Consider the following 17,208-nt stretch of genomic DNA (forward strand, 5'->3'; position numbering starts at 1 on the left):
TCCTTAAATTGATAGTTTCTTAACGCGTTTACCACCCCACATGAGATTCACGATAACGCGCGTTCCCACGATAGAAGTAAACATTGACGTTGCAATACCAATCATCAGAGTAATTGCGAAACCTTTAACCGCGCCCGTACCCACAGCAAATAAAATTAATGCCGTCATAAAGGTGGTAATGTTTGCATCAGCAATGGTTGAAAATGCATTGGCGTAACCTTCATGAATCGCTTGTTGAACACTGCGTCCAGCAAGTAACTCTTCACGGATACGTTCGTAAATCAGCACGTTACCATCTACTGCCATACCAACGGTCAATACCATACCGGCAATACCAGGCAGGGTTAATACGGCACCTGGGATCATTGACATCACGCCAACAACCATCACTAAGTTAGCGGTAAGTGCTAAGTTTGCGATAACACCAAATGCACGGTAATAGATAAGCATAAAGACTAAAACAACTGCCAAGCCCCAAATCATTGCTTGGATACCATTTTCAACATTTTGTGCACCAAGGCTTGGACCAATAGTACGTTCTTCTACAATCGTCACTGGCGCAATAAGCGCACCTGCACGAAGTAATAACGCTAAGCTTTGTGCTTCAGAATGATCAAGACCGTTAATAACGAAATTTCGGCCTAGACGAGCTTGAATGGTAGCAACTGAAATAACTTCTTCAATTTTAGTCATTTTCACTGAGCCATCAGGATTGCGAATACCGCTATCCTTATACTCAATAAATAAAGTCGCCATTGGGTTACCAATGTTGTCTTTAGTGACGTTAGAGAAGATGTTGCCACCTTTAGCATCTAAGTTAATCGATACTTGTGGGCGACTATATTCATCAAAAGAAGGTTGGGCACCGGTAATATGATCACCAGTTAACATCACTTCTTTTTTCAGCACCGCAATGCCACCTGAACGACGAGGAAATACCTCTGAGGTCGCAGGTACGCGGCCATTTGCTGCTGCGCTTTGATCAGTGTTTTGATCAACCATGCGAAATTCAATTGATGCTGTAGCACCTAAAATTTCTTTTGCACGCGCAGTGTCTTGTACACCTGGCAGTTCAACAATAATACGTTCAGCGCCTTGACGCTGTACTACCGGCTCAGCAACACCCAGTTCGTTAACACGATTACGAATAGTCGTCATGTTTTGCTGTAGTGCTTCTTCCTTAATTTGACTAAGGTAGCTATCACTCATGGTGGCATACAGGGCAAAGTTTTCACCGCTGCTACCATCATTAAATACCATTTCATTATTATTGCGAGACTTTAAGAAGCGTTCTGCTTTGGCTAAGTTTTCAGCATCACGGAATTTAATCTCAAGGCCTTTTGCAGTTTTACGAACACCTGCGTAACGAATTTTCTCTTCACGCAATTGGCTTCTAAAATCAGCAATTTTGGCTTCTTCCATCTTACGAATAGCTTCGCCCATATCCACTTCCATTAAGAAGTGAACACCGCCGCGTAAATCCAAACCAAACTTCATTGGTGATCCACCAAGAGCTTCAAGCCACTCAGGTGTCGCCGGCGCTAGGTTTAATGCAACGGTATATTTATCACCTAATGAATCAGCAATGGCTTCTTTAGCAAGCAATTGCTGCTCAGAATTTTGAACACGGACAAGTAATTGCCCATCTTCGAGCTCAGAGCGCTTTACCGCAATGCCTTTACTTTCAAGTAATCCGTTTACTGTCGATAGAGTTGAAGTTGTCACTTCTGCACCACGAGTCGCTACGACTTGTACTGCATGATCCTCACCAAATAGGTTTGGAGTTGCGTAAAAAGCACCAATGGCGATGACTAGCATCACCATGATGTTCTTCCACATTGGGTATTTATTTAACACACCTGAGCCCTCTTGGCTTACAACGACTGGATAGAGCCTTTTGGCAATACCGCTGCAATATAGTCCTTTTTAATGGTGATCTGACTGGTTTCATTAATGCTTAATAAAACATAATCACTATCATCGCTGATTTTAGCAATCTTGCCTAAAATGCCACCGCTTGTAAGCACTTCATCACCTTTACTTAATGCAGACATTAAGTTTTTGTGCTCTTTTACACGCTTAGACTGCGGACGGAAGATCATGAAGTAGAAGATCAAGCCAAAAATAACTAGCATGAAAATCAGTTCCATGGTGCCGCCACCTTGAGGAGCGCCTGCTGCGTTTGCGTATGCATTTGAAATTAACATATTACTCTCTTCTTATTTTCTAAAAAAAATCAGTCAACTATAGTTCTGGTACTTCACGACCCAGTTTGGTGTAAAACTCTGTCACGAAGGCGTCTAATGTACCTGTCTGAATTGCGCCACGCAAACCTTCCATCAACATTTGATAGTAACGTAGGTTGTGAATGGTGTTTAAACGCGCACCTAAGATCTCATTGCAGCGATCTAAGTGATATAAATACGCGCGGGTGTAGTTTTTACAGGTATAACAATCACAATTTTCATCAAGGGTAGAAGTATCATCGCGATGACGAGCATTACGAATTTTAATCACGCCTTCAGAAGTAAATAAGTGACCATTACGTGCGTTACGGGTTGGCATAACACAATCAAACATATCCACACCACGACGGACGCCTTCAACTAAATCTTCTGGCTTACCAACGCCCATTAAGTAGCGAGGCTTATCTTCAGGGATCTGAGGACAAACATGCTCTAAAATACGGTGCATATCTTCTTTAGGTTCTCCAACAGCTAAACCACCTACGGCGTAGCCATCAAATCCGATTTCAGTTAAGCCCTTAATACTTTCATCACGCAAATCTTCGTACACACCGCCTTGGATAATACCGAATAACGAGTTCGGATTTTCTAAACGGTTAAATTCGTCACGTGAACGCTGTGCCCAACGTAATGACATTTGCATCGACTTACGCGCTTCATCATGTGTTGCAGGATATGGCGTACATTCGTCAAAAATCATCACCACATCGCTGCCTAATGAGTCTTGAATTTGCATCGACTTTTCAGGGTCTAAGAAAATCTTCTCACCATTGATAGGCGAACGGAAATGCACCCCTTCTTCTGTGATTTTACGAATATCACCCAAGCTAAATACCTGGAACCCGCCAGAGTCAGTCAAAATTGGACGCTGCCAATTCATAAAATCATGAAGATCGCCATGCTTACGCATGATTTCTTCACCTGGGCGAAGCCATAAATGGAAGGTGTTACCTAACAGAATATCAGCGCCTGTGGCTCTAACTTCTTCAGGCGTCATCCCTTTCACAGTACCGTAAGTACCTACTGGCATAAATGCTGGGGTTTCAACGGTGCCGCGCTCAAAAATCAGACGACCACGACGTGCGCGACCATCAGTTGTATCTAATTCAAATTTCATAAATCACCTTGCCAGATAAACAGTCTGACTCGCTGTTGTTTCATTAAGACATGAGGGCAAATGTTGCAACTTCAAGTGAGGCTACAAAATAAACCCAAAAAAATACCCACCTCTGTGGGCGGGTATTTTAGATCAAAATCAATCGTTACGGGGCTTTTTTCGTTAAAAACATGGCATCGCCATAGCTAAAAAAGCGGTATTTGTGCTCAATCGCATGCTGATAAGCCTTCATCACATTTTCATAACCCGAAAATGCGCTGATTAACATAATCAAGGTTGACTCTGGTAAATGAAAATTAGTCACCATGGCATCAATAACTTTGAACTGATATCCTGGATAAATAAAAATATCGGTATCGCCTTTAAATTCCGTCAACGGGTCATCACCACAGGCTTTCGCAGCGCTTTCTAATGAACGCACTGATGTAGTGCCTACAGCAACAACGCGTTTGCCCGCCGCTTTAGTTTGAGCAATTAAGTCGACAACCTCTTGGCTAACTTCAGCCCACTCAGAATGCATCACATGTTCATCGATGGTATCCACTCGCACTGGCTGAAAAGTACCCGCGCCTACATGCAAGGTTACAAAAGCGATATTAACGCCTTTGTTTTTTAGCGCCTCAAGCATGGCATCATCAAAGTGCAAACCTGCTGTAGGTGCTGCCACAGCGCCGGGGGTTTGGTTATAAACCGTTTGATAGCGCTCTTTATCAGCATCCTCATCGGGACGATCGATATACGGCGGCAAAGGCATATGACCAACTTCTTCAAGTACTTCTAAAATGGTTTTATCATCTTCAAGGGCTAACTCAAATAAAGCGTCATGACGGGCTAGCATTTTCATTTTGTAGCCACCGTCAACAATAATCATAGAGTCAACTTTAGGAGACTTAGAGCAACGAACATGGGCAAGAATACGCTTATCATCAAGCATTCTCTCCACCAACATTTCCAATTTACCACCGCTTGCTTTTTGACCAAACAAACGTGCTGGAATAACACGGGTATTATTAAATACCATCAAGTCACCGCTATTCACTTTCGACAGGACATCGGTAAATTGCTTATCGGCCAACTCACCTGAATTGCCATCTAAGGTCAATAAACGCGAAGCATTTCGCTCAGCCATTGGATATCGAGCAATAAGCTCATCTGGTAATTCAAAAGAAAAGTCTGCTACGCGCATTTTCGATACTCTTTTATAGACAATAAAAACCGCGCTAGTCTAGGACTAGTAACTGCTAATATCAAGCAAAGGGTATGAAATAGTGATCGATTAATGCACGCCAGCGGCTAATGGCTAACGCCAACATTAAAATCAGTTGGGGATCTGGCTTAAGCGCGGCGTTTAAAAAACCACGAAATAGGGTTATTTTGAATTCGCTGATTGTACATTTGCTAAATTATCATCAACTTCAGATACTGATGAAAACAAATTTTTATCGGCAGAATTACATAAACTGTCAGGTTTAAAAGAATGGCTTTCAATCTTGAGGTCTATGTCAACTTTTTTACGTTTTTTAGCAGACTGCTGCCTTAATACTGATTTTATCCAGTTTTTCATCATCCATGATCCCTACAGCCCAAATTTCAACAGGCATAAAATATCTTCCATAAGTACAAATTGTAAATAATAGCCATGACTTTTAAAGAGAAATCTATATGATGAATCTTACAGTCAGTTGTTACTATATTTCCAATTTTGTTGTTTAGTATCATACTGTAAATTTTCAAAAATAAAAGTACAAAATATGAACTTTCTAGCGCACCTACATTTAGCTGATATTAGCGACAGCCACTTAGCAGCCAATCTTGCTGGAGACTTTGCCAAGGGCGATATAAAACACTTCCCAAAGCATTTGCAACAAGGTTTATGGCTACATCGACAAATCGATCAAATTACTGACAGCCATGAATTAATCACCGATTTAATCAAATTATTTCCAAAAAGTTCACGCCGTGTGGCGCCAATTTTAATTGATTTAGTGTTTGATCATTACCTTGCTTTCTACTGGGATGAGTATCATCAGCAATCGTTATCTGAGTTTACTCAAAAGGCATACCATAGCCTGCAACATACCGCCGAACTGCCGGAAAAGCTGCAATTGATCATCCCAAAAGTCATCGAACAAGATTGGTTAATGAGCTACCAAACAAGAGCTGGGCTAAACAAAGCAATTGAAGGTGTGAGTCAACGTATTTCAAAACCTGAGCTTTTTAAGACGGCCATCAGCGACGTTGACAAGTTATATGTTGAAATTGAGATTGCTTTTCGTACTTTCTATCCACAGTTAATGGCCTATAGCCGTATCTATAGCCGTAAGACACCTGAACAATACCTGCCATAACTGATTTGCCGCAATCAAATAGCCGATTAATTGAGGCTATTTTACTTTAGCGGTTGATATCCATTACTGCAGCGCCGTTTATTTGCTAAAATAGTCACCTATTTTTGTAAACCGATGCGACTAAATGCAAATTTTTGACTACCAACCACCTAGTATTCCATGGCTTGATATCCGTTATAAAGACCGAGATATCATTGTTATTAATAAACCTGCCGGCTTATTAGCAAATCCTGGCAAAGCTGCCAATACCCATGATTGTGCTATTACTCGTTTACAAAAACTCTACCCTGAAGCCATTTTGGTACATCGCTTAGACTGCGACACCTCTGGCATCATGGTATTTGCCCGCAATAAAAAAGCCGAGTCTCATCTTAAAACTCAGTTTCAAGATAGAAAAACCAAGAAAGTTTATATCGCTGAAGTAGATGGTGTTATGGGCGCTGACAGTGGCACGATTGATTTATCGTTAGCTGGCGACAAAGAAAACCCACCATTTCAAGTGGTATCAGATCAAGGTAAATCAGCGATTACTCACTATGAAGTCATCGAGCGTTTTGCAAATCATACCTTGGTTAAGTTGATGCCAGAAACAGGCCGTACTCATCAGTTACGTGTTCATATGCTAGCACTTAACCATGTGATACTTGGTGATAACTTTTACGGTGATGACATTACAGCTAAAGCCAAAAAGCGCCTTAGCTTGCATGCGCAAATGCTGACAATTATTCACCCGTACACTCAAAAGCAACGCACTTTTTTTAGCAAACACCCTTTTTGCTAAAAACAATTTAACTGGCGCTAAAATAAGTATGCAGATACAAAAAAACCGACAAGTTGTCGGTTTTTTATTATCTCACATTAGAGGTTGAAGCTTTTTAAGCTTAACCCTTAACCGTTTGCTTTATTCTCAGCCGCTTCACAAGCTGCAGCGGTGAATACCACATCCGTTGAGCTATTTAGCGCAGTTTCCGCAGAATCTTGAATAACGCCAATAATAAAGCCTACAGCAACAACTTGCATCGCCACATCATTAGAGATCCCAAACAAGCTACACGCAAGCGGAATAAGCAGTAATGAGCCACCAGCAACGCCTGAAGCGCCACATGCCGATACTGCAGCAACCACACTTAATAACACTGCTGTTAAGAAGTCAACTTGAATACCTAAGGTATGAGCAGCTGCAAGAGTCAGTACGGTAATAGTAATTGCCGCGCCGCCCATATTAATGGTTGCGCCTAATGGGATTGACACTGAGTAAGTATCTTTATGCAGCTTTAACTCTTCACATAAAGCCATATTCACTGGAATGTTGGCAGCACTTGAACGGGTGAAAAACGCCGTTACGCCACTTTCACGTAAACACTTAAACACTAATGGATAAGGGTTACGTTTGATTTTTACGTAAACCATAATCGGGTTAACCACTAAAGCAATAAAGGCCATAGCGCCTACCAATACTGCAAGTAATTGCGCATAGCCTGCTAATGCATCAAAGCCTGTTGCCGCAATGGTGCCCGACACTAAGCCAAAGATACCAATAGGCGCAAAGCGGATCACAAAGCGTACGATTGCGGTTACGCCATCGCTTAAGTCTGAAATAACTTTCTTTGTCGACTCATTGGCGTGGTGTAAAGCAATACCTAAACCAATACTCCAGGCTAAAATACCAATATAGTTACCGGTAAGCAGTGCATTCACTGGATTATCAACAATTTTAAATAACAAGGTATTTAACACTTCTGCGATACCTTGAGGAGGATTAGTCCCCTCAACGCCGCCAACAAGTACTAATGTTGTCGGAAAGGCAAAACTAAACAGTACTGCAGTTAACGCGGCAGCAAATGTGCCCGCTAAATACAAACCAATAATAGGACGCATATTGGTATGGGCATTTTTCTTTTGATTTGCAATTGATGATGCCACCAGTACAAACACTAAGATCGGTGCGACTGCTTTTAATGCTCCAACAAATAAATCACCAAGGAAGGAAACCTGCCCTGCTGCTGAAGTTGAAAATGTGGCGAGAAGAACACCCAGTACAATACCGGCGAGAATTTGTAACACTAAACTGCCATTAGCTAATCGCGCTAACAGTGATGGATTTTGATTCATTGCTTGACCTATATTTTTATATTTATGGCTTTTATTAAGCTCTAATATTTGTGACTTTTTAAAAATCGAATAACGGGATTTTAATAAGCTCTGATAGGTATATATCGGATGGGATGGCTAAAGTCTAGTTTCGCTGCAAAATGATGCACTAATATTACCGTACATTCCCAAACAAACCACATTTAGCCAACATGTGATGAAATTTAGCGCGTTTCATTATTGGCAAATTATTGTATTAGATGAAAATTGTTATTTTGCCCCTCGGAGAATAGCATCAATTAATTCATGGGCATCAAATTTTGTTAACGCTTCATCGGCGCCAACTTGTTTAGCCTGGCTGACACTAATTTCACTGGATAAAGAGGTATGTAAAATAATATAGGCATTGGCAAGTTGCGGGTTATTTTTGACTTCAAATGCAAGCTCATAACCATCAAGTCCTGGCATTTCAATATCACTCACTAACAAATCTATAGGTTTTTGGTTATCTGCAGCCCGCTGCATGATCTGTAGTGCATCATGGCCATCTGCGGTGACAGAATAAGGGATATTGATAGAATCGAGTGCATCTGAAAGTTGCTTTCGAGCGACTTTAGAATCATCCACTAATAAGATATTCAGTGGCTTTAATTTCTCTCGTTGAATATCTGTCAAAATAGCTCGATTAGCGTCGGGATCATAGGGGAATAATTTTGCCATTAATAACTCGACATCCAACAATTGCACTAATTTGCCATCAAGGCGAGCAACCCCAGTAAGAAAAACCTGATGGCCTAAGTTCGCTGCCGGCGCCTCAATATCTCGCCAGTTACACTCAATTATTTTGTCAATTCCTCTAACCAAAAAGCCTATCACCATTCGCTGGCAATCAGTGATGATAATATTGCATTTATCATAGTCGCTTGGATCTATCGGCTTAAAACCAATCGATGCAGCCATATCAATCACCGCAATGGTTTTACTGCGTATGGTTGCTGCACCTAATATTGACGGATGGGATTTCGGAATAACCGACAAACGCGTGTACGGGACAATTTCGCGAACTTTTAAGGTGCCCAAAGCAAACTGCTGAGTATGGGAAAGGTGAAACAGTAACAATCCTTGTGACTGGCTTGCTTTACTTTTCATAATATTGCCGATTAAAACTGATTATTTAAAGTTAACCACAGCCTTTTCGTCATATCAAATTCAAATCTGAATTTCGGGGGTTAAGTCGCTAATTTGCTTTATCAATTAGAAAACTACAGCTGGGACTCTATTGGCAACAATGCTAAAAAATCAGCTAAAAACTTACGCCAAAAGCCAGCACCGGGCTCTGCATAAATAATTTTATGATGCTGATGGTCAAGCCACACCAGCTCGCCATTTTTTAACACCACTTCATAAGCTTTATCATTTGCTGACAGCGCAAGCCCTGCAAGGATCTTTTTAGCCAGCATCTCATTATCAATAATTAAGCCCATTTCGGTGTTGATCAGTGCTGAGCGGGGATCAAAATTAAACGAACCAACAAAGAGTGTTTGCTCATCAATAATAAAGGTTTTGGCATGTAAACTCGTGCGACTGCTACCTTTCCAACTGGTTTTTTTAGATTTTTGGCCCTTGGCATTGCCTTTTACTTCATAAATCTTAACCCCGCCTTCAATGAGTTTTTGGCGGTACTGCTGATACCCTGCATGAACCGCTAATACATCCGTTGCAGCTAAACTGTTAGTCACTATGGTGACCTCTTTACCCCGTTTTACTTCATTGATTAATGCATGGGTTGCCGCATCGCCTGGGACAAAGTAAGGCGAGACAATCAGTAATTGATGCTGCGCTTGCTCAAAAAAATAACTTAAGTCATCTAATAAAATGCTGTCATTAGGGTTTCTTTCAAGTTTATTTGGCGGATCATACACCACTTGGGCTTCGCCCCAATACCACTGTAACCCTTGATTTTGCAGGCGATCTAATAAGGTATTTTTTTCTAAACGAGTAACATATTCATCGGTCATTAAGCTCTTCTCAAGAATGCTTGCTCTGGCATCCAGTTTCGCTAGCACGTTATCTTGCTCAGGATTTGTATTATTGCCTTGATATGGCTCAGCGGCCTTTACCAATTGCTCAATGCTATTAACTTGGGCCGAGTTCCAATAAGTATCAAATTGGGTTGATACCTTATCAACAGCGTCGCCAATGGCCAGTAAATCAAAATCACCAAAATCGACATTCTCATCTGCTGAAAAGTATTCAGCGCCAATATTTCTCCCCCCAACCACTGTCACTAAATTATCAATGGTCAGTGATTTGTTATGCATACGATGATTGAGGCGGCTAAAGTTCCATAAAAATGCCAGTCCACGATACTGACGTTCATAGGATGGATTAAACAAACGCACTGAAATATTAGGGTGAGTTGCAATGGCCATTAAGCCATCGTCGCCATTTGCTGTGGTTAAATCATCCAGCAACACCCTAACTCGCACCCCGCGCTGAGCGGCTTTATAGAGAAATAAACTGAGGATTTTCCCGGTTTCATCATTGCGATAAATGTAGTATTGCAAGTCGATGCTTTCAGTGGCTGCTTCAATCATGGCTAAACGAGCAATAAAAGCATCAATGCCATCACTAAGGGGGTTAACTCCCGTTAAACTTAACTCTGCTTGAGTATCATCATTGCTTTGGCTGCTAGTTTGAGAGTACTGAAGTGAAGAGTACTGAGGTGAGGACTGCTGCAGTTGAGATTGAATGTATTGTGCTAAAGGAGAGTCAGTGACAGGCGCGAGTTTATACTGCTGAGAAAGAGGCTTGAATTCAGCGCGATTGGCGCAGCCAATGAGAGTTAAACACAATACACAACAAACGAATATGACAGAATTGTTTTTGGGCATTGATGGCTTCCTTTCAATTTGACTCAGGTTTTACTGGGGCTCTATTATCAGGCAGCCTTTTACACTATGGTTTAAGCGTATTGCTAACATGACCGCTATCATAAGCCGTCACAGATGCGCTGTATAACTATGGTTTAATCTTGCAGCGCATACAAGACATCAAATACAAATTGATCCCAACCTTCAGCGCTAAAAGCAATGTCTCTTACACTGCGCACTTGACTCACAGCATGGACTGGCGCTGCGCCATTATCCATTAAGTAATACGCCATCATGATGCCCGTGCGGTCTTTACCGGAGCGGCAATGGATAAGTACCGCAATATTTTGCGCTTCACACTCTCTGATAAAGGCCAACGCTGTTGGCATTTGCGCAACGCAAATAGCCTCATCCCCCTCTTGCGGTGGAATATTACTTGAAAAAGGAGTGCAGCAATATTTTAGCCCTAACGCTTCTATTGCGGCAGCTGCGACCTCGTCACCATCATTGACCGATAAAATAGCGCCAATACCTGCCGCTTTTAATTCCGCTAAATCCCAAGGGTGTTTATTAGGGCCACTGCGACCTGCAATGACCCCCTCTACTAACCAAAATAACTGCTTCATAAAAACGTTAATACTCTTGTTAACTATGAAATGGGGCGTTCACTCGGGACTAAGGCTGAATTAGTCTTGTTCAGGTTTTTTAATATGAGCCCAAAAATCGACATTGACTTCGGCTTTCTTTTTACGCTTTTTCTTACCTGTGCCTTCAGGTTTTGCCATTGGCTTATCAAGCTCTAACAAGTCATCAGGCATTTGCTCATCGGCTTCAAAGCCAGCAACTTGCTCACGCTCTAAACGCAGGGCATTTTTTTTCTCAATCACTTTAAAATGATGGTAATCCGCATGGGCTAATAATGATATCGCTAAACCAACTTCACCGGCACGACCACTTCTGCCAATACGATGCATGTAATCAGCAGGACTTCTTGGTAAATCGAAATTGATAACCACTGGGAGCTTATCAATGTCTAAACCACGTGCGGCGATATCGGTGGCAATTAATACCTCAATCTCACCTGACTTAAATCCATCTAGCACACGATTACGGGCGCCTTGGGCTTTGTCGCCATGGAAAACTTCAGCGCTAATACCCCGTTTTGATAGTTTTTCAGCCAAGTGCTTACAGCTATTTTTAGCATTAACGAAAATCAATGCTTGGCGCCATTTATGCTCTTTGATCAAATGGGCTAATAATGCGGTTTTACTTTCACGGTTTACGGTAAATGCCCGTTGCACTAAGGTGCTTTCTTCGGCGCTTTGCAACTGAATGTCTACTGGCTCAACCAGTAAACTCGCCGTAAGGGTGCGAACTTCCTCTGGGAAAGTTGCTGAAAACAACAGTTTTTGCTTTTTCTCAGGCATTAATTTTAATATTGAAGCCAGCTCGTCAGTAAAACCAAGGCTTAACATACGATCGGCTTCATCAAGCACTAAGGTTTTTACCTTATCAAGCTTAATGGCGTTACTTGAGATTAAATCTAATAATCGCCCAGGAGTTGCCACAAGTACATCTGCGCCGCCGCGAAGGGCCAGCATTTGAGTATTCACTGACACGCCGCCAAACACGGCAACGGTTTTAATGGCGCCATTAAAATGCACCGCATAGGATTTAACGCTATCGGCGACTTGCTTTGCAAGCTCGCGGGTCGGCACTAAAATCAACGCTGAAACAAAGTTACCTTTATTTTTTGACGCCCCAGCAGACTGACTTAACTGCTGCAAAATCGGTAAAGCGAATGCTGCGGTTTTACCAGAGCCAGTATTAGCACCAGCCAGTAAATCTTTACCCGCTAATACGTGAGGAATGGCCTGCGCTTGGATCGGCGTTGGAGTGAGGTACTCAAGTTCAGTTAACCGCGCTAATAATGGCGAGATTAAGCCCATTTCGGTGAAACTAACGGTATTAGTTTCAGATTGCGTCGCTAAAAGGGTGTCAGCATTTAGGCTCGTTTGGGTATCATCTTTGCGATCAGTAGCAGAGGTCATTAATTTCAAGTGCTCAAAATAAGGTATAGCCAGCTATTTTAGCGTATTTATGCCGCTTAAGTTAGCGAAATAGATCAAGCAATGATGAATTACTGCTCATAGATGATGAAACAAGCCGCATTCGATTAATCAGCTGATTCTAATGACAACAAAGCTTGTTTCATTTTAAGGCCATAGGCATAACCGGTTAAGGTACCATTTTTACCAATCACTCGATGACACGGCACGATTATCGCTATGGGATTAGCACCATTGGCAGCGCCCACCGCCCTAACTGCTTTAGGTCGATTAATTTTATTGGCGATATCGCCATAACTGCATACCTGCCCAAACGGCAGCTCTCGCAGCGCTTGCCAAACCTCATGCTGAAACACAGTACCAGTGGCTGCAAGCGTGACGTCAAATTCACTGCGCTTACCGGCAAAATATTCATTAAGTTCTGTGATGGCTTGCTGCACATGTTTTTGAGCTTGCTCAATTGAGTCAGCACTTGCATCGATAATATCGCCACTATCGACAGCGTCAGCCTCACTGACCACTTGCAAATGGGTAAGGCCTAATTCTGAGGCTCGCAGCTTCAAGTAACCCACAGGGCTTAGCTCAATTTGCAGGTAAATCGGCGGTTGATTATTAACTTTCATTACTATTCCATAATTGAAAAGTGACATAGCTGCCCCATGGGCTGACATCCTTGGCAATCTTGTCGCAAAATTGTCGATAGGCTTTACCGGTAAGCGCTTCTGTCTGCCCATCAACCTTCCCATGCTGGCAGCGCAGAACTTTCAAGCGGTTTTTTATCACTAAATCGCCACTTAAAAAGATATCCGGATCGCCTTGACCGCGCATTTTGGCATAGGCAATAGTCCATGGGCCAATACCTTTAACGCTGAGCCAATCATCAGGGCTTGCGTCTGGGTGCTCAGCGACAAACTGACCTAACAAATTAAGCGCGGCTTTGCGTGATGCTGGCATGTTAAATTCAGTTAAACTTGCCGCTGCTATCGCTTGCGGGGTTGGAAATAAGATAAGCTCACGATCTGAAATTACGAGCTTTTTACCATAACTCCTCACCAAGATATTCAGTAGCTTACTTGCCTGTACCACACTCACTTGCTGACCTAATACTGCCCGGCATCCGGCTTCAAACACCGAGGCAGTGGCAGGGATCCGTAAACCCTCTGTAGGGGTTAACCCCATGTCGACAAGTGACTTAAATGATTGATGGATAACCGCCATATCCGCATCTAAATCCAATAACTTACGCACAAACAGCACCACATGATGTAAATAGTCTAAGTCGTCAGCACGTTCAAATTTCACCGTAAGTGACAATTGGTGTTTATCTTTTAGCGGTAATACATCAATGGTGCCGCTAACCTGCCGATGATTAACATTTAAACAAAAACTGCGGCCATAAGCCTTTGATGCCTCATCAAGCCACTCCATGTTTTCAACGCTTCTTAACTGGTAAAACGACCACTGTTTCGACCAATTAAACGGCGGGCGGTAATCTAATAACAGGCTAATACCGTCAGCTTTGGTAGCAACATTTGCCTTGGCGCTATCACGCCTTAATTGGGATGGGGTCAATTGCAACTGCTCCTTAAAAACTTCATTAAAGCGTCTGATACTATTAAAACCTGCAGCTAATGCCACGTCCGTTATTGGCAAGCTGGTTTGATGTAACAGCTGTTTAGCAAACATCAGTTGTCGATAAATAGCATATTTTTTTGGCGAGGTGCCTAGCTGCTTATTAAAGAGTTGGCTTAAATAGCGGCTACTAATACCCAGCCGTTGTGATAATGATGCAAGTGTTTGACCCTGTTCGCCACTTAAACAACCGCCATCAATCAGGGCTATCGCTCGCTGCAAACTGGTTTGAGTGCCCTTCCATGCATTGGATTGTGGCGCACTATCAGGGCGGCAACGTAAACAAGGCCTAAGCCCCGCCTGAGCAGCTTTAATCGCAGAGTCAAAGTAACGCACGTTTTGCTCTTTAGGTGCCGTCGCAGGGCAAATTGAGCGGCAATAAATCCCTGTGGTTAAAACCCCAGTAAAAAAATGCCCATCAAAACGCGCATCACGGCTTAGCCTTGCTTGACGGCAAACATTAGCAGCTAAACTGCACGCCTGACTGCTGGCTATAGGTGCTAAAGACTTCTCGCTGTTTAGCACTGCTTTAGGAGACATGTTATCGTTACCCGTTTATGTAAGCTGGTTAATAGCAGCTTGAAGATTATTAGCGTCACTTTAGCGAATAATGACGCTAGTCACTAGCGGAAAACGGAACTCAACCACTGACCCCATTTAATGCTAGCCTACAAGTATCGAAACAATCTAACTAACACTTAGCTAACAAGTCAGCACCAAGTTAAGGTATCCTCTGTATATATTGCTGTTCCCGTTTCAAATATTGAGAAATAGATGTTTAAATTCTTTGAATCCCTTACCAACCCATTACCTTCAGAAGAACCCAGCCAAGCCCCAAAAGGCGTTTATGCCTTTTGCCGTCATTACACCCGCGGTTTTGAAAAACACTTAATCATCATGTCAATTTTGACAGCGACTTTGGCGATTTTAGAAGTGTCATTATTTGGCTTTATGGGCAAATTAGTTGACTGGTTAGTCACTAAAAACCCACAGACCTTAATGCAAGATGAAGGTAGCACCTTAATATTGATGTCTGTGGTAGTACTGGTGATTATTCCGTTATTAGTGGCTTTGCATGCGGCTATCGTACATCAAACCTTGCTGGGTAATTACCCTATGGCCATCAGGTGGCAAGCACATCGATACTTACTAAAACAAAGCGTTTCATTTTATCAGGATGACTTTGCCGGCCGCATTGCCACTAAAGTAATGCAAACCTCATTAGCAGTGCGTGAAACCGTCATGAAACTGTTAGATGTATTGATGTATATCATCATCTATTTCACTTCAATGCTGGTGATGATCGCCAGTGCTGACGTGCGCTTAATGCTGCCAATGCTGGTGTGGCTATTTGCGTATATTGCTATTCAGTGGAAGTTAGTGCCAAAGCTAAAAGCCATTTCAGCCAAGCAAGCAGATGCCCGCTCGACCATGACTGGCAGGATCGTTGATAGTTATACCAATATTTCCACCGTGAAGCTGTTTTCTCATACCAAGCAAGAGGCTGAATACGCCCAAGACAGCATGATGGGCTTTCTTAAAACCGTCTACGGCCAAATGCGCCTTGTGACCATCATTAACGTTTTAGTGCAGATCATAAATTACCTTTTAGCATTTACCATTGCGGCGGTTTCAATTTGGCTTTGGGCAGATAATGCGATTACTGTGGGTGCGATTGCTATTGCTGTTAGCTTAGCACTGCGTTTAAACGGCATGTCTCAATGGATCATGTGGGAAATAAGCTCACTGTTTGAAAATATCGGTACTGTCACTGATGGGATGAATACCTTATCAAAACCCATTGAAATTGAGGATAAACCTGGCGCTAAAGATATTGTTGTTAGCAAAGGTAAAATTGACTTTAACGATGTTAGTTTTCATTACGGCGAAAAATCAGGGGTGATTAGCAATCTGAATTTAAACATTAAAGCCGGTGAAAAGGTCGGTTTAGTAGGTCGTTCTGGCGCTGGTAAATCAACGCTCGTTAACTTGCTAATGCGCTTTCACGATGTTGAAAAAGGTCAAGTGAGTATTGACGATCAACCGATTACCGATGTTACCCAAGATTCGCTGCGGGCTAAAATCGGCATGGTAACTCAAGATACCTCACTACTGCATCGCTCAATTCGAGAAAACATCCTCTATGGCGATCCTAATGCTTCGGAGCAACAGCTTCAAGCAGCCATTGCGCAGGCTCAAGCAGCCGAGTTTATTGATGATTTATCAGATCCCTTTGGTAATACAGGCTTAGATGCACAAGTGGGTGAACGTGGGGTAAAACTCTCTGGCGGTCAACGCCAACGTATTGCAATTGCCCGAGTATTATTGAAAAATGCCCCGATTTTACTACTAGATGAAGCCACTTCAGCATTAGATTCCGAAGTTGAGGCGGCAATTCAGGAAAGTTTATATGAATTAATGGAAGGTAAAACCGTGATTGCCATTGCTCACCGACTATCAACCATCGCGGCTATGGACAGACTAATTGTCATTGATAAAGGCCAGATCGTTGAGCAAGGAACTCACCAAGAGTTGATCAAGTCTGAGGGTATTTATGCCCAACTTTGGTCCCATCAAACTGGCGGCTTTTTAGGCGTTGATTAACATTCCACAATAAATAACACACTTTTATGACGCTCACTTTTGACTTCTATCGAAACTGGGCGTTTTTTATGTCATTAAGCGGCAAGAGTTACTTTATCTGCAGCGGTTAAGCTAAGAAAACACAAGAAATATTAAATAAATTTATAACTGATGAATGAGTGTTCATTGAGAGTAAAATATTATGACTTGAAGAGGATAAATCGAAGAAAATGGTGGTCGATACTGGGC

Annotated in this window: 15 protein-coding genes; 3 read left to right on the forward strand and 12 right to left on the reverse strand. The window is 42.3% G+C overall.

Annotated features, from left to right (window positions below; all coding sequences use genetic code 11):
- Positions 1 to 3: 3 nt before the first annotated feature.
- From secD to BCU94_RS08955, 5 genes are all read right to left on the reverse strand, one after another.
- Positions 4 to 1,857, reverse strand: a complete 1,854-nt coding sequence (gene secD, locus BCU94_RS08935; protein WP_102439660.1) for a protein translocase subunit SecD — start codon at positions 1,855 to 1,857, stop codon at positions 4 to 6.
- A gap of 17 nt (positions 1,858 to 1,874) precedes the next feature.
- Entirely contained in the window at positions 1,875 to 2,207 is a 333-nt protein-coding gene (gene yajC / locus BCU94_RS08940; protein ID WP_076542918.1) for a preprotein translocase subunit YajC, read from the reverse strand.
- 37 nt (positions 2,208 to 2,244) lie between these two features.
- Positions 2,245 to 3,363 (reverse strand): tRNA guanosine(34) transglycosylase Tgt, encoded by a 1,119-nt coding sequence (tgt, locus tag BCU94_RS08945; RefSeq protein ID WP_102439661.1) that lies wholly within the window; start codon positions 3,361 to 3,363, stop codon positions 2,245 to 2,247.
- 145 nt (positions 3,364 to 3,508) lie between these two features.
- Positions 3,509 to 4,549: a tRNA preQ1(34) S-adenosylmethionine ribosyltransferase-isomerase QueA gene (queA, locus tag BCU94_RS08950; protein WP_102476181.1), complete on the reverse strand. Its 1,041-nt coding sequence runs from the start codon at positions 4,547 to 4,549 to the stop codon at positions 3,509 to 3,511.
- A 183-nt stretch (positions 4,550 to 4,732) separates the two neighbouring features.
- Entirely contained in the window at positions 4,733 to 4,930 is a 198-nt protein-coding gene (locus tag BCU94_RS08955; RefSeq protein ID WP_102476182.1) for a hypothetical protein, read from the reverse strand.
- 184 nt (positions 4,931 to 5,114) lie between these two features.
- Here BCU94_RS08955 and BCU94_RS08960 point away from each other — a divergent pair, with 184 nt between their 5' ends.
- Entirely contained in the window at positions 5,115 to 5,711 is a 597-nt protein-coding gene (locus BCU94_RS08960) for an ACP phosphodiesterase (protein WP_102439664.1), read from the forward strand.
- A 124-nt stretch (positions 5,712 to 5,835) separates the two neighbouring features.
- Positions 5,836 to 6,492: an RluA family pseudouridine synthase gene (locus tag BCU94_RS08965; protein ID WP_102439665.1), complete on the forward strand. Its 657-nt coding sequence runs from the start codon at positions 5,836 to 5,838 to the stop codon at positions 6,490 to 6,492.
- A gap of 107 nt (positions 6,493 to 6,599) precedes the next feature.
- Here the strand turns inward: BCU94_RS08965 and sstT are convergent, their stop codons facing one another.
- From sstT to BCU94_RS09000, 7 genes are all read right to left on the reverse strand, one after another.
- Positions 6,600 to 7,823: a serine/threonine transporter SstT gene (gene sstT / locus BCU94_RS08970; RefSeq protein WP_102439666.1), complete on the reverse strand. Its 1,224-nt coding sequence runs from the start codon at positions 7,821 to 7,823 to the stop codon at positions 6,600 to 6,602.
- Positions 7,824 to 8,072: 249 nt separating this feature from the next.
- Positions 8,073 to 8,951, reverse strand: a complete 879-nt coding sequence (locus BCU94_RS08975; RefSeq protein WP_102476183.1) for a chemotaxis protein CheV — start codon at positions 8,949 to 8,951, stop codon at positions 8,073 to 8,075.
- A gap of 113 nt (positions 8,952 to 9,064) precedes the next feature.
- The gene (locus BCU94_RS08980) at positions 9,065 to 10,696 is read right to left on the reverse strand and encodes a phospholipase D family protein (RefSeq protein WP_102439668.1); all 1,632 of its coding nucleotides are present in this window, start codon (positions 10,694 to 10,696) and stop codon (positions 9,065 to 9,067) included.
- A gap of 134 nt (positions 10,697 to 10,830) precedes the next feature.
- Positions 10,831 to 11,301, reverse strand: coding sequence for a dual specificity protein phosphatase family protein (locus BCU94_RS08985; protein ID WP_102476184.1), 471 nt, complete (start codon positions 11,299 to 11,301; stop codon positions 10,831 to 10,833).
- A 60-nt stretch (positions 11,302 to 11,361) separates the two neighbouring features.
- Entirely contained in the window at positions 11,362 to 12,624 is a 1,263-nt protein-coding gene (locus BCU94_RS08990) for a DEAD/DEAH box helicase (RefSeq protein WP_241900950.1), read from the reverse strand.
- A 227-nt stretch (positions 12,625 to 12,851) separates the two neighbouring features.
- The gene (locus tag BCU94_RS08995) at positions 12,852 to 13,367 is read right to left on the reverse strand and encodes a methylated-DNA--[protein]-cysteine S-methyltransferase (RefSeq protein WP_102439671.1); all 516 of its coding nucleotides are present in this window, start codon (positions 13,365 to 13,367) and stop codon (positions 12,852 to 12,854) included.
- A complete protein-coding gene (locus tag BCU94_RS09000) occupies positions 13,357 to 14,916 on the reverse strand; it encodes an Ada metal-binding domain-containing protein (protein ID WP_102439672.1) in 1,560 nt (519 codons plus the stop codon). The genes BCU94_RS08995 and BCU94_RS09000 overlap by 11 nt, the downstream gene beginning before the upstream one ends.
- Positions 14,917 to 15,150: 234 nt before the next feature.
- On the opposite strand from BCU94_RS09000, the gene BCU94_RS09005 reads away from it, so the two are divergent.
- On the forward strand, positions 15,151 to 16,980 hold the full coding sequence (locus BCU94_RS09005; protein WP_102439673.1) for an ABC transporter ATP-binding protein: 1,830 nt from the start codon (positions 15,151 to 15,153) through the stop codon (positions 16,978 to 16,980).
- Positions 16,981 to 17,208 lie beyond the last annotated feature (228 nt).

The sequence above is a fragment of the Shewanella sp. 10N.286.52.C2 genome (assembly GCF_002874545.1).
In the GTDB taxonomy this organism is placed as follows: Bacteria; Pseudomonadota; Gammaproteobacteria; order Enterobacterales; family Shewanellaceae; genus Shewanella.